This window comes from Bradyrhizobium sp. STM 3843, assembly GCF_000239815.1.
GTDB lineage: Bacteria > Pseudomonadota > Alphaproteobacteria > Rhizobiales > Xanthobacteraceae > Bradyrhizobium.
The window spans coordinates 1-18,031 of the sequence record NZ_CAFK01000014.1 but is presented as its reverse complement, the minus strand read 5'-3'; the positions used below and the strand labels follow the sequence as shown (position 1 = coordinate 18,031).

Genomic DNA, 18,031 nt, shown 5'->3' with positions numbered 1-18,031 from the left:
GGAAGCGGATGTCCATCGCCGACAAGCTCGTGCTGCAACGGCAGCGTCATCTGAAGTGGCCTAAGCTGGACGCGCTCGAGCTGGTGCTGATGATGCTCTGCGGCGCTCTTTGCTTCGGCTTCTCGATGTCTGTCACTGCCGACATCGTTACGCGCACCATAGGCCATCCCTGGCTGTGGCTGCAGGAGGTTACGTCCACCCTGTTCGTCTATGCGATATTCATTGGCGCTGCGGTTGCGACGCGCCGCAACGATCATCTGTATCTGACCGCGATTGCCGAATCGATGCATGGCGCGCCGCGTCTTGTCGTCGAAATAGTATTGCGTCTCGTCGTGCTGGGCGTCGCGCTGTGCCTGATCTGGTACGGCTACCTCAATTTCCTCCGCGGCTTCGGCAGTTTTCGGTTGCCCTCCGGTACACCGATCGCGTCGCTCTATGTCGTCATACCGCTTTCCGGTGTGCTGATCGCGCTATTTGCCATCGAGCAGCTAGTCAACGGCATTGCCAACGGCTTTGACCGTCCGGAGCTGTTGGAATCGGAAGGTGTGATTTTGCCGCTGCAGACGGGCGCAGGTCGGAGCGATCGGACGTGAGCCCTCCGGTTATCCTCGCGCTTATGTCCGTCTGCTTCTTGTCGTTTGGCTATCTCGGCGTTCCGGTGCCGTTCTCGCTGCTGGCAGGCGTGTTCGTCGGCGCCCACCTCGCCGACGTCTCGCTCGCGGCGATCGTGCAGAAGATCTTCGATGGCGTCGATTCCGAGGCGCTGCTCGCGATCCCGTTCTTTCTCTTGGTCGGCGAACTCATGAGTTCGGCCAATGTCGTGGTCCGGATCGCCAACCTGTCGGTGTCGCTGGTCGGACATATCAGGGGCGGGTTGTCGCAGGTGGTCGTCGTCTTCAGCATGTTCTTCTCGGAAATGTCGGGATCGACCACGGCCGATGTCGCAGTCATGAGCCGCGCGCTCGGTGGACCGATGCGGCGGGAGGGCTATGAGCCCGCGTTCATCGCGGCCATCATTGCGGCCGCCTCCACCATTGCCGCCCTGGTACCGCCGAGCATCACGGCGGTCGTCTACGGCGCGGTCGGCAATGTCTCGATCGCCGGTCTGTTCATGGCGGGCGTCGTGCCGGGCTTCATGATCGGCTTCGGACTGATGATCTACTGCTACTTCTTCGGTCCTTCCGGCTTGCGCAAGCCGCGCGCGCCGCTCCGCCAAGTGATCTTCGCAGGTGCAGATGCGGCCCTGCCGCTGATGATTCCTGTGATCCTGCTCGGCGGCATCTTGACCGGTTGGTTCACGCCGACTGAGGCCGGTGTGGTCGCCGTGGCCTGGATCATCCTGGTCGTCATCCCCGCGCTCAACCGTGGTCACCTGAAGAAGATCCCTTACGATTTCTGCCTGGCAGGGCTGATCTTCTCGCTGCCGCTGATCACCATCGGCGCCGCAAATGCGTTCGGCTGGATGCTCGCCTATCTGCGCGGCGCCATCTTCATCACCGACTGGATCACAGCGATTGCCGGCAACGATCCGCATTTGATCATGCTGTTGATGGTGCTGCTGTTCACCATCATCGGCGATTTCATCGAGCCAGTGCCGACCATCATCATCTTCATGCCGCTGGTCAACGCGCTGACGCAGGCTGGCGACATCAACGGGGTGCACATGGGCGTGGTGCTGATCGCGACGCTCGCCTTCGGCCTGATCACGCCGCCCTATGGGCTCGTGCTGCTGATGGCGTCCAAATTCGTAAACGTCAGTTTCGCAAAAGCGTTGCGCGCGGCGTTGCCGATCTATGTCGTGTTCCTGATCACGATCACCTTCACAATCTATTTCCCAAGCATTGTGCTGTGGCTGCCCAAGCATGTGATTCCAGAATCGGTCGGCTGCTTCAAATCGCCGGCCGGTACCGGTTACATCTGTCCGAATTGAGTGACGCACCGGCTGGGGCCGTCTATTTGTCCTTCCGGGTGAACCTCCGCGTCGCGGTCAGGAACTCGTCGGTGTGCATGCATGCGATGATCGCATCGCGTTCGGCTGCGAGCTGATCCTCGACCGCGCTGGTCGGCGCACGATGGATCAGCGCCTTGGTCGCCCCGATCCCCGCGGGCATATTCTGCGCCAGTCGCTCAGCGAGCGCCCGGGTGGCTGCTGCCAGATCCGAGGCCGGCACGATCTTGGTGACGAGGCCCCATTCATAGGCTTGAGCTGCGGTGAAACTGTCCTCGGCCAAAAAGATCTGCAACGCGCGCCTGACGCCGACACTGGCGACCACACCGATCGTACCACCGCCATCCGGCGAGACGCCGAGCTTGGCATAAGCCGGGGTGAAGCGCGCCTCTTCGGCGGCGATGCAGAGGTCAGCGGCAAAGGCGAGCGACATGCCCGCGCCGGCGGCCGAGCCGTGCACGCTGGCGAGCACGAGCTTCGGCATGCGCCTGAGAGCCGCGATAAAGGCGTGATAGTGCTGCAGGAGCTCGCCGACCACCGGCGTGATGGTATCCGCCTCCGCCGCGGCGCCGATGGTCTGCAGATCACCGCCGGCGCAGAAGGCCCGGCCTTCGCCCCGCAGGACCAGCACGCGGACCTCCTTGTCGGCCTCGACCCGCAGCGCCAGGCGTTCCAATGTCTGTGCGATGGGCAGGTTGATGGCGTTGAACGCGGCGGGCCGGTTGAGCGTGATGGTGGCGGTCGGACCGTCAATCGAAAGCAGCGCGGGTTCGTCGGCGGGCATGGCGTCCGGCATCGGTCCCTCCCAAGGGTGTCTGTTGTTGGCCGCATTTAAATCGCAGACCGGGGCGGTGACAATCCCGAGGAAGTTTGCGACAAACCGGCTCGGACGGGGCGGGCAAACGCGAGTATAGCGAGTAGGTGCGATGGGGCAGGGAGCGGCGGTAAAAGGTCCGGTGGTGATCGTGGGTGCAGGACATGCAGGCTTTCAGCTTGCGACGTCGCTGCGGCAGGCGGGCTTCGCCGACCCGATCCATCTGATCAACGACGAGGCGCATCTGCCCTATCAGCGGCCGCCGCTCTCCAAGGCCTATCTCAAAGGGACCGGGGGGCCGGAGACATTGATGTTCCGGCCGCAGAAGTTCTATTCTGATCAGAACATCGATCTCGTCTATGATCGCGCGGTCGCGGTCCATCGCGACGCCCGCAATGTGCTGCTCGCCTCCGGTGCAACGCTCGACTACGGCCACCTGGTGTTCGCGACCGGTGCGCGCAATCGCCTGCTCGACATCCCCAACGCCAATTTGCCCGATGTGCGCTACTTGCGAATCCTGGATGACAGCGAGTCGCTGCGGACGCTGCTTGCCGGTGCCAAGCGGGTGGTGGTGATTGGCGCCGGCTTCATCGGGCTCGAATTCGCAGCGACCGCCCGCATCAAGGGGCTCGAGGTCGACGTGCTCGAGCTCGGCGCGCGGGTCATGGCGCGCGCGGTCACGGCCGAGATCTCCGACTACTTCCAGAAGCAGCACGCGGACGCCGGCGTGCGGATTCATCTCGGGGTCCAGGCTACCAGCATCGAGGCAGATGGCGCCAAGGTTACGGGCGTGAGCCTGAGCGACGGGCGGCATATCCCGACCGATCTCGTCGTTGTCGGCGTCGGCGTGCTGCCCAACGTCGAGATCGCGTCTGAGGCGGGATTGGCGGTCGCCTCGGGCATCGTCGTCGATGAATATCTGCTGACCTCGGACCCGCATATTTCGGCGATCGGCGACTGTGCGCTGTTTGCCAGCCCGCGCTTCGGCGGCACGCTGCGGCTGGAGTCCGTGCAGAACGCGACCGATCATGCCCGTTGCGTCGCCGCGCGGCTTACGGGAGACGCCAAGCCTTACGATGGTCAGCCCTGGTTCTGGAGCGACCAGGGTAATGACAAGCTGCAGATCGCAGGTCTCACCACCGGCTATGATCAGGTGGTGCTGCGCGGTGATCCCGCGCAGAAGGCGTTCTCCGCCTTCTGTTACAAGGAGGGCAGGCTGGTCGGCATCGAATCCGTCAACCGCGCCGGCGATCACATGTTCGGCCGGAGGCTGCTCGCGGCCGAAGGCACGATCGACCCCGGCAAGGCGGCCGATCTAAACTTCGATCTGAAGAGCGCGCTGAACTAAACGACGACGCGGCTCAGGCAGAGTTCGCTGCGATTGGATCAGACCCGGACTTCGAATTCCTGCTTCACCGCATCGATGTCGGCGAGTGTGGGCAGGCCTGCCTCGTTGCCGAGGCGCTGGATCTTGAAGGTCGAAGCCGCGCGTGCGAACTCGAAATGCTCCTCCCAGCACTTCTCGGGATTGGCGAGGTACGAATAGACGTAGGCGCCGTGGAAGACGTCGCCGGCGCCGTTGGTGTCGATCACACGCTCGCGCGAAATCGGCAGGGCGGGCAGGGTGCGCACGGCACCGGTCTCATCGTACCAGAACAAGCCCTTTTCGCCCATGGTGACCCCCCCGATCCGGCAGCCGCGGCTCTTGAGATAATCCAGCATCTTCTCGGGCGTGAGATCCATCTGCTCGCACAACCGCTCGGCGACGATTGCGACATCGATGAATTCCAGCAACTCATGGGTGTTGGTGCGCAGACCGCCGCCATCGAGCGACGTCAGGATGCCGGCTTCGCGGCACAGCTTGGCATAGTGAATGGCAGCGTCCGGCTGGTGGCCGTCGACATGCAGGGCACGGCAGTTGCCGAGATTAAGCAGCGGAAAAGGGTGGATATGGGCGTCGTCACGGCAGCGAACGATCGCACGCTTGCCGTCCTTCGGCATGATGAAGGACAGCGACGAGGAATTGACCTTTCGCGGGTGCATCGAGATTCCGTACTTCGCGCACATGTCCTGGAACATGCGGCCCAGCCAGTCATTGGCCAGCGTGGCGATCAGGTCCGGTACGATCCCGAGCTTGGCGCAGCAGAATGCCGCGGTCACCGCATTGCCGCCGAACGAGACTGCATAATCCGATGCGACGTGTTTCTCGTCCCCGGTCGGCAGATGGTCGGTGATGAAGGTGACGTCGATGTAGGTCTGTCCAATAAAAAGCGCCTGCATAAGCTCTTCCGTCGTCCGCTAAGGGGGGAATCCGTGCTCCGCTCCCGAATCCGCGCGCATGGCGGGTTGGTCTCTGCGCCGGCTTTGGAAGCACAGGAGCACGAGCAAATCCATGATTTCAGTGCGGTTTTGAATTGGAAGCTCCTCAGATGCAAGTTGGGGGCATTACCGATAGGAACTTCAAATTCTCCGCACCAGACCCCGGCGAGCCAGATTAGCAATCGGTCGAGGCGGATCAACGCTGAAATTGTTGGCAGATTCGTTACCACGCGACCGAGAATGACCAGTACAACCGCGGGCCCCCTGCCGGAGCGCCTGCGCGCGCGCTATCCTGGAAGGGGCACAGATTCGAAACCAGGAGCGATCGATGACGGTCTATGCGGGTCCGGTGTTCGACATGGCGGCGAAGCAATTCAATGTGATCGCCGATCATCTTGGCATCCCAAGCGACGAACGTGACCGCCTGCTGTTGCCCAAACGCGCCATCACCGTCTCCTGTCCGATTCACCGCGACGACGGCAGCATCGCGGTGTACGAGGGCTATCGCGTCCAGCACCTCCTGACGATGGGGCCGACCAAAGGCGGCACGCGCTTCGCGCCGTCAGTCGATATCGGCGAGGTCGCGGCGCTGGCGATCTGGATGAGCTGGAAATGCGCCCTTGTCGGGCTGCCTTACGGAGGTGCCAAGGGCGGGGTGACGGTCGATCTCAGCCAGCTGTCGAAGCGTGAGCTGGAGTCGCTGTCGCGCCGCTACATGCAGGAAATGATCCCCTTCGTCGGTCCGCATACCGACGTCATGGCGCCGGATATGGGCACCAACGAGCAGGTCATGGCCTGGTTCATGGACACTTACTCGATGTACCAGGGCCAGACGGTGACCGAGATCGTGACCGGAAAACCCGTATTTTCCGGTGGCACCCTGGGCCGCCGCGAGGCGACCGGACGCGGCGTGGCCCATCTGTCCCGGCGCGTGATGGACGTGCTGTCGATCGACCCGACCAAGGCGACCGCTGTGGTGCAGGGATTCGGCAACGTCGGCTCCTACGCGGCGCTCGGCCTGCATCTGATGGGGCTGAAGGTGATCGCGGTCAGCGACCATACCGGGGCGCTGCATGATCACCGCGGGCTCGATATCCCTGCGCTGATGGATCATGCGATCAAGCACGGCAGCATTGCGGGCTTCTCGACCGAGCTCGCATTCGACCCGGCGGAGATCCTGACGCTCGCTTGTGATGTTCTGGTTCCCGCTGCGATCGAGCGTGTGATCGACGGGCCGGTGGCCGAAAAACTGAAATGCCGCGTGCTGGCGGAAGCTGCCAACGGTCCGACCACGCCCGATGCCGACATCGTGCTCGAGCAGCGGCGCAAGGAGATCTTCCTGATCCCGGACATCCTCTGCAACTCCGGTGGCGTGGTGGTCAGCTACTTCGAATGGGTGCAGGATCTGCAGCAGCTGTTCTGGGAAGAAGAGGAGGTGATGCGGCGGGAATATCAGATCCTCGATCGGGCTTTCGAGCACATGCTCTCCCGCGTCCGCGCCGACAATATCGCGCACCGGACCGCGGCGATGGCGATCGGCGTGGAAAAGGTCCGCGCCGCCAAGAACACGCGAGGGCTGTTTCCGTGATCACGGGGCTCGATCACCTCGTCGTCCTCATCGAGGACATCCAGGCCGCCACCGCTGCCTACGAGACCTTGCTCGCGCGAAAACCCTCGTGGAAAAACGCCGACGATGGCGCCGAGCGCGTGCTGTTCACGCTCGACAATATGACCCTCGAGCTGATGGCGCCGTCGGGAGACAGCGTCGCCGCCGATCGCATCCGCAACGTCATCAAGATCTGGGGCGAGGGCCTCGCCAGCATCTGTTTCCGCACCAATGATATCGCCAAGATGCATCGCCGGCTCGACCGGCTCGCGTTGAAGCCGGACCCGATCGTCGAGGTGGACAGCACGGACGCCCTTTCCGGCGCCACGATGCATTGGAAGCGCACGCGGGCTGCGACCGATCTGACCCGCGGTGTCCGCATGTTCTTCCTCGAGCTCGGGGCTGAGCGGCCCGTATCGGCCGCCACGGCGGATTCGGCGGTCCTCGGGCTCGATCATGTCGTGATCTCAACCGAGGATCCCGAGCGCTCCGCTGCGCTTTATGGCGCCCGGCTCGGCCTCGACATGGCGCTCGATCGCACCCATCAGGAATGGGGGCAGTTGATGTTCTTTCGCTGCGGCGACCTGAACGTCGAAGTGGTCAAGCGGCCGGTGGCCGGCGGCGATGCGGCGCATGACCGATTGTGGGGCCTGAGCTGGCGCGTCGCCGACATCGAAGCCGCGCACGCGCGGCTGCTGGCGGCCGGCGTGCAGGTCTCCGAGCCGCGGATCGGCCGCAAACCAGGCACCCGGGTCATGAGCCTCTACAGCGGCACCTGTGGGATTCATACGTTGATCTTGGAGCGGACGGCGCGGACCGCCTGAAGTGAGAGGTTCCCGAACGCTGTCGTTCCCCGCCACCGGGTCTCGCCTTTGGCGAGCCCGATGACGGGCTCCGGCGGGTGACCCGGTGTTCCAGAGGCGCCCGTAACTGATCGAGATGGCTCGCCGGACTGGATGCCCGCCTGCGTGGGGCATGACGGCCTTAGTTTATGCAGTTTGATGCACGGCCATGCTCTATTCCACCGCGCAGGGCACGCTCAGGAATCCGCGAAACCGCACGCGGCCGCCGCGGACCGGCTCGCCGGCGAGCCGGTAGTCGGGGAACCGCGCCAGGAACCGCGAGATCGCGATTGCGCCTTCGAGGCGCGCCAGCGCCATCCCGGCGCATTGATGCGCGCCGGTGCCGAAGGCGAGGTGGCGGTTCGCAGCACGCGTGATGTCGAACCGTTCGGGGTCTTCGAATTGGGCGGGATCGCGGTTGGCGGCGCCGATGCACAGCGTGATAAAGGTGCCGGGCTCCAGCGTGATGCCGCCGAGCTCCACACGCTCGGTGGTGACACGATTGCCGAGCTGGTTCGAGCTCTCGTAGCGCAGGATCTCCTCGACGGCAGTGCGGATCAGATCGGGCGCCTCGATCAGCCGCCGCTTCTCGGACGGGTGCTGCAACAGGGCCACCAGCCCGTTGCCGATCAGGTTGGTTGTGGTCTCGTGACCGGCATTGAGCAGGAAAATGCAATTGTGCAGCAATTCCTTCTCGCTCAAGCGCTCGCCATTGGCTTCGCCTTTTGTCTCTCCTTGGATCAGCCGGGTCAGCACATCGCGGTCCGGATCGCCGGGCCGGGCGCGCCGCCGCGCGACGAGGTCTTCGAGATAGATCAGGAACTCCTTCACGGCCTCATTGCCGCGTGAAAACTGCTCCGGCGACAGCACCGGCTCGAGCGCACCAAGGATGGCGAGCGACCAGTCACGCAATGGCGCCCGCTCTGCATGCGGGACATCGAGCAGATTGCCGATCACCTCCACGGGAATGGCCGAGGCGAAATCGCCGATCAGCTCGAACCGCCCCTTTGCTTCGATTGCATCGAGCAGCCGGTCGACCAGGGCGATCAGCGCGGGCTCCATTTCGGCGATGGCGCGCGGCGACAGCGCGCCCATGATCAGCCGACGGACCCGCGTATGCGCCGGCGGATCGTTAAAAACGAGGCTCGTGGTGTGATGCTCGTAGAGCAGGGAGGCGCCGTATTTCGGCGCGAACTCACGCTTCTTGTCGGAGGAGAACGCCTTTGTGGTCTTGTAGGCAGTGACGAGGTCGTCATAGCGCGTCAAGAAGTACGAGCCATTGCGCAGCCGTTTCACCGGCGCGTGATCCCGCAAAGCCCGGTAGGTCGGGTAGGGGTCGGCGTAGAACTCCGGCGTCAGATTTTGCAGATCGAAATCGGCCGCGAGCTCGCGTGCAGCGGCGGCATTCATGCTGGGGCAATCCTTCCGGCGGTCGATTTTTTGTCAGATGCGGTCGAGCCGCTCGCGTGCATTTTGCACGAGATGGGGGGAAAGAAAAACGGCTGGAATGTTTCGATTGCAACGCAGAACACCCGGCCTCGCGACTTGGTGTTCTCCTGAGCACCACGCAATTACAATGACTTAGCCGGACGTTGCTCCCGCATTGCGGTATATTTCTTGACAATGGTAAAGTGAGTATTTACTCACGAGCGATGTCGAATTTGCGAATGACTAGCGATCTGCGGCGGCAGTTGATCCTTGGCGCGGCCAAGCGCTGCTTCGCGCGCTATGGCTATGCAGGCACCACGACCAAGAGCGTGGCGGCGGCAGCGGCGATTTCCGAGGCGCTGTTGTTCAAGCATTTTCCGTCCAAGGCCGCGCTCTACGCGGAAATCCTGGGCGAGGAATGCCAGGCCGACCCGGATCTGGCGTTTCTGCTCGGACAGGAGCCGTCGACCGCGACGCTCGTTAAGTTGATGGTCGGAATGGTTCGCCACTTCCTTGGGATCTCCGACGGGCCGAATGATGAGGAAGAGCAGCGGATGCGACTGATGGTCACAAGCCATCTCGACGACGGCGAGTTCGCGCGCCTGCTCTATGCCAGGTTCGCTGATCTGATCGGCGGGATGTTCGTCTCGTCGTTGGAGCAGGCGGTTCGTGCCGGCGATGCGAAGCGCAGTGACGCCCCGCTCGACCTGTTCTGGTTCGCGCATCACACCGCGCTGACCGCGGCGCTGACCCGGCTGCCCGCGACACCATGTCTCGTGTATGGAAGCGGCGCGAGGCTCGCGCGGCAGCTTTCTGAGTTCATCCTTCGTGGTATCGGGCTTACCGATGCCGCGATTGCGTCCTATCTCGACCGCGAGTTGGCGCAATCTCTGGTTCCACCGGTCACGGCAGAAAGTGCATGACATGAACATCGCGACCGAACCCAAATTGTCCGGCAAGCCGATCGACGACAAGGCGCGCAAGCGGACCCGACCCGTGCTGTGGTTCCTCATCGTCGGCGGTCTGCTGGCGTTGCTGGTCGGCGGACTGGTCTGGTTCAACATGTTCCGCGACAAGATGATCGCGCAGTTCTTCGCCAACATGAAGCCGCCGCCGATCAGCATCACCGCCGCGGTCGCCAAGTCCGAGACCGTGCCGAACCTGTTGAGCGCGGTCGGCGATCTCGCCGCCGTGCATCAGGTCAACGTCACCTCCGACGTCAGCGGCCGCATCACCGACATCATGTTCACGCCTGGCTCCTCCGTGAAACAGGGGACCCCTCTGTTGCAGCTGTATGACGCCCCGGACCAGGGCGATCTCGCCAATTACAAGGCGCAGGCAACTGTCGCTCAGCTCTCGCTGGACCGTGCCAAGCAGCTGGCCTCGCGTCAGTTCGGACCCCAGGCGACGGTTGACCAGGCGCAGGCGACCTTCGACCAGGCGAATGCGATGATCGCCAAGACGGAGGCGCTGATCGCACAGAAGCTGGTCCGCGCACCGTTCGACGGCGAACTCGGCGTCCGCAAGGTCGAGGTCGGCCAATATCTGAGCGCCGGGACCCAGATCGTCTCGCTGACTGACCTGTCGGAACTGTGGGCCAACTTCACGGTGACGGAGAAGGACAGCGGCAACCTGCAGGTCGGGCAGGCGGTTCGTATCAACGTGGATGCCTATCCGGGCCGCACGTTCGAAGGCAAGATCACCACGATCGAGCCGCAGATCTCGGCCGACACCCGCAACATCCGGGTGCAGGCCACGATCCCGAATCCGGACCATATCCTCAAGCCCGGCATGTTCGCGACCACCACAGTGGTGCTGCCGGACAAGCCGCCGGTCGTCACGGTGCCGGAGACTGCGGTCGACTACACGCTGTATGGCGACTCCGTCTTCGTCATCAATGAGAAGAAGGGCGACGACGGCAAGACCACGCTGACCGCCGACCGCACCTATGTGCAGACCGGCGATCGCATCGACGGCCGCGCCGTCATCCTCAAGGGTCTCAAGGATGGGGATCGCGTGGTGGCGCTTGGCCAGGTGAAGATGCAATCGGGCGCTGCGGTCGCGATCTCGACCGATCCGGCTCCCCCGATTCCGGCCAAGCCGCCGCGCTACTGAGCCTGGCCTGACTGCTGCTGACCGCGCGCGATGATGCGCGCGGTCGTTGGAACGTCTTCTGCTGAAGAGATTGCCGCGATGAGATTCACCGATATCTTCGTTAAGCGCCCGGTGCTGTCGGTCGTTGTCAGTCTGCTGATCCTCCTGATCGGCCTGCGTGCGGCCACGGTGCTGCCGATCCGGCAATATCCGAAGCTGTCGAACACCGTCGTCAATGTGACGACCGTGTATCCCGGCGCGTCCGCCGACTTGATCCAGGGCTTCATCACCACGCCGATCGAGCAGGCGGTGGCCTCGGCCGAAGGCGTCGACTACATCACCTCGTCTTCCGTGCTCGGCACCTCTACGATCCAGGTCTACGTCAAACTGAATTTCGATCCGAACCAGGCGCTCACCGAGGTGCTGGCCAAGGTCAATTCGGTCAAATATCTGATCCCGAAGGAATCCAACGACCCGATCGTCACCAAGACCACCGGCCAGACCACGGCGGTGATGTATATCGGCTTCTCCAGCGAGGAGTTGTCGGGCTCGGCGATCTCGGACTATCTGACGCGCGTGGTGCAGCCGGTGCTCTCCACCGTCGATGGCGTCGCCTCCGCGGATATCCTCGGCGGGCAGACCTTCGCGATGCGGCTTTGGCTCGATCCGGTCAAGATGGCGGGCCGGGGCGTATCGCCGAGCGACGTGGCGGCTGCGATCGCGGCCAACAACTTCCAAGCCGCGGCCGGCCAGGCCAAGGGCTACTTCATCGTCTCCAACGTCACGACCAACACCGATCTGCAGAACGTAAGCCAGTTCAAACGGATGATCGTGAAGTCCAAGGACGGCGGTTTCGTCCGCATGGAGGACATCGCGACCGTCGAACTGGCGGCGCAAAGCACCGATGCCAGCGTCGCCTTCAGTGGCGAGCGCGCAATCTTCATCGGCGTGCAGGCCACCCCGCAGGGCAATCCGCTCAACATCGTCAAGGGCGTTCGCGCGCTGTTCCCGGAGATCGAGCGCAACCTGCCGCCGTCGATGAAGATGAAGGTGGCCTACGACTCCACCAAGTTCATCCAATCGTCGATCGATGAGGTGGAGCACACGCTCGGCGAAGCCGTCCTCATCGTTATCGTCGTGATCTTCCTGTTCCTGGCCTCGCTGCGGTCGGTCATCATCCCGGTCGTGACCATTCCGCTGTCGCTGGTCGGCGTCTGCAGCCTGATGCTGGCGATGGGCTTCAGCATCAATCTGCTGACGCTGCTGGCGATGGTGCTCGCCATCGGCCTCGTGGTCGACGACGCCATCGTTGTGGTCGAGAACATCCACCGCCATCTGGAGGAGGGAAAGCCACCGGTCCAAGCTGCCTTGCAGGGTGCGCGCGAGATCGTCGGCCCGGTCATCTCGATGACCATCACGCTGGCCGCGGTGTATGCGCCGATCGGCCTTCTCGGTGGCGTCACCGGGTCGCTGTTTCGCGAGTTCGCCTTCACCCTGGCCGGCTCGGTGATCGTGTCCGGCGTCATCGCGCTGACGCTGTCGCCGATGATGTGCTCGGTGCTGCTGAAGAGCGCCGACGAAGGTCGCTTCTCCCGGCTGGTCAACCGCGTGTTCGGCGCGATGACCCGCTGGTACGGCCGCAAGCTCGACCGTTCGCTCGATTATCGCCCGGTCACGGCGCTGTTTGCTGTCACCATCCTCGGCCTCGTCGGCTTCCTCTACATGCACGTCTCCAAGGAGCTGGCACCCGAGGAAGACCAGGGCATCGTGTTCTCGATCACCAAGGCGCCGAAATACGCCAACATCGATTACATCAATTTCTACGGCGACAAGCTGAACAAGGCGTTCCAGAAGTTTCCGGAAACCGATCTCACCTTCGTGCTGAACGGAATCAACGGTCCGCAGGGCGGCATCGCCGGCATGCTGCTCAAGCCATGGGACGAGCGTAAGCGCTCGGCGATGGCGCTGAAGCCCTTGGTGCAGGCAGAATTGTCCAAGATCGAGGGCGTCAATGCCTTCGCCTTCAACCTGCCGGCGCTGCCCGGCGGTCCGGGCGGCCTGCCGATCCAGATGGTGATCAACTCGACCAACGGCTTCCAGCAGGTCTACGAGCAGATGACGAAGCTGAAGGATGCCGCGCGCAAGAGCGGGCTCTTCATCGTCAGCGACAGCGATCTTGAGTTCAACCAGCCAGTGGTCAGGGTCTGGATCGATCGCACCAAGGCGAGCGATCTCGGCATCACCATGCAGTCGCTCGGCAACACGCTCGCCGTGCTGCTCGGGGGCAACTACATCAACCGCTTCAACCTGGAAGGACGCTCCTACCAGGTGATTCCGCAGGTGCCACGTGAGAAGCGGTTGTCGCCGGAATCGCTTGGCAATTACTATGTCGCGACCGGCAGCGGGCAGCAGGTGCCGCTGTCCACCGTGATCAAGATCGAGACCGGCACGGACCCGAACGCGCTGACCCACTACAACCAGCTCAATTCCGCGACCTTCTCGGCGGTGCCGATGCCTGGAGTGACGGTCGGGCAGGCGGTCGACTTCCTCGAAGGCGAGGCCAAGAAGCTGCCGGCCGGCTTCAGCCACGACTATCTCGCCGACTCCCGCCAATATGTGCAGGAAGGCAACCAGCTCGCGGTCACCTTCGGCTTCGCCCTGATCATCATCTTCCTGGTGCTGGCGGCACAGTTCGAGAGCCTGCGCGATCCGTTCGTAATCATGATCTCGGTGCCGATGGCGATCGTCGGCGCCTTGATCCCGCTGTTCTTCGGCGCCGCCACCATGAACATCTACTCGCAGGTCGGTCTGCTGACCCTGGTGGGGCTGATCACCAAGCACGGCATTCTCATGGTGGAGTTCGCCAACGAGTTGCAGCTCAACGAAGGGCTCGACCGCCGCTCCGCGATCGAAATGTCCGCCCGCATCCGGCTGCGGCCGATCCTGATGACGACGGCGGCCATGGTCACCGGCCTGATCCCGCTGTTGACCGCATCCGGCGCCGGCGCGGCGAGCCGCTTCTCGATCGGCCTCGTCGTCGTCGCCGGCATGTCGATCGGCACGCTGTTCACGCTGTTCGTGCTGCCGATGGTCTACACCGTCATCGCCACCGACCACCAGGCGGCGGCGAAGTCGAAGCGCGCCCAGGAGATCAAGGAGTTCGACGCCGAACCGTCGCATGCGCTGAAGGCGAGCTGAGTTAGGTCGCATTCCACACTCCGCTGTCATCGCCCGGCTCGACCGGGCGATCCGGTATTCCAGAGACGGCAGTGCTCCACTGAAAGGCCGCGGCGTACTGGATTCCCCGCCTTCGCGGGGAATGACGCCCGGAGTATAGCGACGCCAATGCCTCATCCTCAAAGACAACATCGCCCGCTCCCGCGACGCACGGCGCCCGAGTTGTGCTGATTTCATCGCCCTCGAATACCGAGAGGGCGCAGGGAAGGCCGGGTGCCGACCGCACCCATGGTCCGCGTGCAACAGAAAGCACGCGGCAGAACCACAGGTGACAGCCGAACATCCGGCCTTCCCTGCGCGATGGTTTACGGGCTTATACGTGATCTCCCCGGGGACCGGCTTGATTGCCCCCGTCGCCCGCAATGCTCGTCATGAACATCGCGGCCTTAGCGCCAGCACCGGGGCGCCAGGACCACACGACTTCGCCGTCCACGACAGCCCGTTCGTCCGCGAAGCCAAAGCTCCGCTGCGCACTGCCGCGTCCACCGCATCCCGCGCTCCACGTCCGTGACGATCGCGATACGCCCCTCTCATCGAGGCGGGACGGGCGAAAATGTGCGTCTGATTTGCCCGACGAGGCAAGGTGGTGGGCCTGCGACAGACTGGCACGACGGGCAGTTTTCGCATGACGGCGATGTGCAGATTGCCCGTCGGGCACGGCGCCTGTTGTCGCTGTTAGTTCCGCAGGACTAATTGATTGCCTTCGATATCGAAGGTCTTCCCCTTAAGCGTGGACGGGTCGTCGGCGTTGAAGACGATGTCGAGACCGCGAACCTTGTCGATGACGTCCGGCGGGACTTCTGATCGGTGCCAGGCACCCAAGGTCCAGCCTGCTCCCTCGTCGATCCAACCGGAATCGTCGGGGCCTTTTCGCTTCAAGTCTTTTGACCAACTAATGGTGGCGACGTCGTCAACGTCCGGCCAGTCCCGTCGAAGCTGGCGCATGAACGATTTGATCCGACGGTATGCCGCATCGCTCAACCTGACCGTCCCGCGCGGAGGCGCCATCTGGCGGAACGAGGCATCTCTCTCGGCGGTGCGGGGTTGCACAGGGACGTTGCGAAACGCTCGCTTAAACAGGTCCGGATAGGCGGTGAATGCGATTAACTCGGCAAACGACAATTCGGCTGTTGTACTGGAAAGGCGCTCCGCTCTCGCGATCGCCTGCGCCTCCGTTTCGTCGTGATGTTCGGCGGGTGCGAGATCGCCGAACTGCTTTTGGAGCTGCTGAAGTTCATCGACCAGGCGAGTGGCAGTCCTGCGAGAGATGTCGCGACGCGTCGCGGTGAACGCGGTCTGCCGTGGTCCGGTCGCTTGTGCTGCCGCAAGGTCCGGATGAGCGCGATAGAGCGGGGCGAGAACCTGGGCATGGAGGGTGCCAAGCAGCGCCCGACGCGTAGTTTGGAGCGCATCCGGCGTGCCCCTCGGATCGTCATCGGAGGCAAGCCGGCAGAACTCGCGCAGATGCTGGATCATGAAGATTGCCGCGCGCCGGCTGAGATGCGCGGACCATCCGGCGGAGCCTACCGAGTCCGTCGAAGCGATCTTGCAAGGATCTGCGGCGGTCGGGATAGTGTCGGCCTTGGCCGCCGAGACCAGGACCAGAGCGGTGAGGGCTGGCAGAAGGAGGCGAAGCGGATGCATCGGAAACCGAAATCCTCACGGCTTGCATTGCGCCGAAGGATAGCGGTGCGATCGTAAATAGAACCTCGCGTTGTTGCCCCTGGATTTCGAGCTACGGGTATAAATCGCGGCCCCGCAAGACGCACGGGTTGCCGAACGCCCCGCTATCTATCCTGCTGCGGATCGAGCGCGTCGCGCAGGCCGTCGCCGACCAGGTTGAGCGAGAACACGACCAGAAAGATCGCGAGCCCGGGCCAGATCGCCATCCAGGGCGCGTTGGTGAGGAAGCGCTGCGCGGCGTTGAGCATGCTGCCCCAGGACGGGTAGGGCGGCTGCTGGCCGAGGGCGAGGAAGGAGAGTGCGGCCTCGGCGATGATCGCGGCTGCCATTGACAGCGTTGCTTGCACGAGCAGGGGCGGCATGATGTTGGGCAGGATATGTCCGACCGCAATCCGCAGGTCCGAATCGCCGACGCTGCGCGCCGCTTCGATATACTCCTCGACCTTCACGCTCATCACCTGGCCGCGGGTCAAGCGAACGAAGATCGGCGTCGTCGAAATGCCGATTGCGATCATCGCATTGGCCAGGCTCGGGCCTAAGAAGGCGGCGAGCGCGATCGCCAGGATCAGGAACGGGCAGGCCAGCATGGCATCCGTCAACCGGCTGATCAGCTCGTCCAGTGCGCCGCCGACGTAGCCGGAAAGCATTCCAAGCGGGACGCCGATCATGAGTGCGATGCTGACCGAGACTGCACCGGCCGTAAGCGAGGCACGCGTACCATAGATGACCCGCGCCAGCACGTCGCGGCCGAGATCGTCGGTGCCGAACCAGTGCGCGGCCGATGGCGCCTTGCGGACCAGCGCCCAGCTGGTCTGGATGGGATCGTAGGGCGCGATCAGGGGGGCGAAGGCGGCAAGCACGATGAAGAGCCCGATGATGGTGAGGCCGACCACCGCGCCCTTGCGCTTGAGCAGGCGCCGCAAGGCACGGCGGGCCGGGGTCTCCAGGGCGCTCTGATCGCCCGTCGCGCGCGAGGTAAGTGCAACGTCCGCCATCTCAGCTCCTCAGCCGCGGATTGACGAGGACGTAGGCGATGTCGGCGACCAGATTGAGCGTGATGTAGACGGTCGCCGTCACCAGGACCACGCCTTGCACCACCGCGTAGTCGCGATTGAACACGGCATCGACGATCAGCTTGCCGAAGCCCGGAATCGAGAAGATCTGCTCGGTCAGCACCGCGCCCGACAAAAGCGTGCCGAGTTCGAGCGCACCCAGCGTAATCACCGGCGTCAATGCATTGCGCAAGGCATGATTGAGGATCACGCTGCTTTCGGACAGACCCTTCGCGCGCGCGGTGCGGACATAATCGCTTTCCAGCACCTGCAGCATCGCGCTCCTGGTATGGCGCATCAGGATCGCGGCGATAGCGTTGCCCAGCACGAAGGCCGGCATGATGGTGGAGGCGAGGCTTGCGCGCCAATCCTCGGTCAGCGGCACATAGCCGGAAGCGGGCAGCCAGCCGAGCCTGATCGAGAACAGGAAGATCAGCATGATGCCGAGCCAGAAGTTCGGGGTCGAGATGCCCCACAGCGCAAACAGGTTGGCGCCATAGTCCCAGGCCGTGCCTTGCTTGACGGCGGAGATGATGCCGGCGGGAATCCCGATCAGGAAGGCGATGACGATCGCCATCGAGGCGAGCTGCAAGGTGACGGGCAGCTTCTGTACGATCAGGTCGCGCACAGGCACTTTCACCCGTAGCGATTCGCCGAGATCGCCGGTGAGCACACCCTTCACCCAATAGGCATATTGCACCGGGATCGGCTGATCGAGCCGGTACTGTTTCCGGATCTGCTCGATCACGGCGGGATCGCGCTCTTCGCCGGCCATCACCAGCGCGGGATCGCCAGGCAGCAATTGCTGCAGCGAGAAGATCAGGATCGAGACGAAGACCAGCGTCGGCACGATCTGCATGAGGCGACGGGCGAGAAAGGTCAGCATGGGAAGGAGCTGATTTGAGGAATGGAGGATGTCGAAGACGGTGGCAGCCCCATCGTTCCCTCCCCCCTTGTGGGGGAGGGACAGGGAGGGGGGTAACCAAGCAGGAAGCTGTGGGTGGGGTA

The 18,031-nt window shown here is 63.5% G+C and carries 14 protein-coding genes; 8 read left to right on the top strand and 6 right to left on the bottom strand.

Translation table 11 applies throughout. From position 1 onward, the window contains the following. The first annotated feature begins 8 nt into the window (after positions 1-8). Together BRAS3843_RS02665 and BRAS3843_RS02660 are read left to right on the top strand one after the other, a co-directional pair. Positions 9-593: a TRAP transporter small permease gene (locus BRAS3843_RS02665; protein WP_008967160.1), complete on the top strand. Its 585-nt coding sequence runs from the start codon at positions 9-11 to the stop codon at positions 591-593. Then, entirely contained in the window at positions 590-1,930 is a 1,341-nt protein-coding gene (locus BRAS3843_RS02660; protein WP_035980631.1) for a TRAP transporter large permease, read from the top strand. Before BRAS3843_RS02665 ends, BRAS3843_RS02660 begins: the two co-directional genes overlap by 4 nt. A 22-nt stretch (positions 1,931-1,952) precedes the next feature. On the opposite strand, the gene BRAS3843_RS02655 is transcribed toward BRAS3843_RS02660, so the two are convergent. Then, a complete protein-coding gene (locus BRAS3843_RS02655) occupies positions 1,953-2,744 on the bottom strand; it encodes an enoyl-CoA hydratase-related protein (RefSeq protein WP_008967158.1) in 792 nt (263 codons plus the stop codon). 130 nt (positions 2,745-2,874) lie between these two features. Here BRAS3843_RS02655 and BRAS3843_RS02650 point away from each other — a divergent pair, with 130 nt between their 5' ends. Further along, positions 2,875-4,110, top strand: coding sequence for an FAD-dependent oxidoreductase (locus BRAS3843_RS02650; protein ID WP_008967157.1), 1,236 nt, complete (start codon positions 2,875-2,877; stop codon positions 4,108-4,110). A 38-nt stretch (positions 4,111-4,148) separates the two neighbouring features. Here BRAS3843_RS02650 and BRAS3843_RS02645 read toward each other — a convergent pair whose 3' ends face one another. Further along, positions 4,149-5,042: a sugar kinase gene (locus BRAS3843_RS02645; protein WP_008967156.1), complete on the bottom strand. Its 894-nt coding sequence runs from the start codon at positions 5,040-5,042 to the stop codon at positions 4,149-4,151. Between the two features lie 367 nt (positions 5,043-5,409). Here BRAS3843_RS02645 and BRAS3843_RS02640 point away from each other — a divergent pair, with 367 nt between their 5' ends. Beyond that, positions 5,410-6,669: a Glu/Leu/Phe/Val dehydrogenase gene (locus BRAS3843_RS02640; protein WP_008967155.1), complete on the top strand. Its 1,260-nt coding sequence runs from the start codon at positions 5,410-5,412 to the stop codon at positions 6,667-6,669. Continuing rightward, positions 6,666-7,511 carry a VOC family protein gene (locus BRAS3843_RS02635; protein WP_008967154.1) on the top strand — a complete coding sequence of 282 codons (846 nt, stop codon included), beginning with the start codon at positions 6,666-6,668 and terminating at the stop codon, positions 7,509-7,511. The genes BRAS3843_RS02640 and BRAS3843_RS02635 overlap by 4 nt, the downstream gene beginning before the upstream one ends. Before the next feature lie 192 nt (positions 7,512-7,703). Here BRAS3843_RS02635 and BRAS3843_RS02630 read toward each other — a convergent pair whose 3' ends face one another. Further along, the gene (locus BRAS3843_RS02630; protein ID WP_008967153.1) at positions 7,704-8,939 is read right to left on the bottom strand and encodes a cytochrome P450; all 1,236 of its coding nucleotides are present in this window, start codon (positions 8,937-8,939) and stop codon (positions 7,704-7,706) included. Between the two features lie 257 nt (positions 8,940-9,196). Between BRAS3843_RS02630 and BRAS3843_RS02625 the strand changes: the two genes are divergently transcribed. The 3 genes from BRAS3843_RS02625 (at position 9,197) to BRAS3843_RS02615 (ending at position 14,249) form a co-directional block, all read left to right on the top strand. Further along, on the top strand, positions 9,197-9,880 hold the full coding sequence (locus tag BRAS3843_RS02625) for a TetR/AcrR family transcriptional regulator (protein ID WP_008967152.1): 684 nt from the start codon (positions 9,197-9,199) through the stop codon (positions 9,878-9,880). A 1-nt stretch (position 9,881) separates the two neighbouring features. Then, entirely contained in the window at positions 9,882-11,072 is a 1,191-nt protein-coding gene (locus tag BRAS3843_RS02620) for an efflux RND transporter periplasmic adaptor subunit (protein ID WP_008967151.1), read from the top strand. A gap of 78 nt (positions 11,073-11,150) precedes the next feature. Continuing rightward, on the top strand, positions 11,151-14,249 hold the full coding sequence (locus BRAS3843_RS02615) for a MexW/MexI family multidrug efflux RND transporter permease subunit (protein ID WP_008967150.1): 3,099 nt from the start codon (positions 11,151-11,153) through the stop codon (positions 14,247-14,249). A 714-nt stretch (positions 14,250-14,963) separates the two neighbouring features. On the opposite strand, the gene BRAS3843_RS02610 is transcribed toward BRAS3843_RS02615, so the two are convergent. The 3 genes from BRAS3843_RS02610 to BRAS3843_RS02600 all read right to left on the bottom strand — a co-directional run bounded on the left by BRAS3843_RS02610 (position 14,964) and on the right by BRAS3843_RS02600 (position 17,909). After that, entirely contained in the window at positions 14,964-15,932 is a 969-nt protein-coding gene (locus BRAS3843_RS02610) for a hypothetical protein (protein ID WP_008967149.1), read from the bottom strand. 143 nt (positions 15,933-16,075) lie between these two features. Continuing rightward, positions 16,076-16,966: an ABC transporter permease gene (locus BRAS3843_RS02605; protein WP_008967148.1), complete on the bottom strand. Its 891-nt coding sequence runs from the start codon at positions 16,964-16,966 to the stop codon at positions 16,076-16,078. 1 nt (position 16,967) lies between these two features. Beyond that, a complete protein-coding gene (locus BRAS3843_RS02600) occupies positions 16,968-17,909 on the bottom strand; it encodes an ABC transporter permease (protein WP_008967147.1) in 942 nt (313 codons plus the stop codon). Positions 17,910-18,031: the final 122 nt, after the last annotated feature.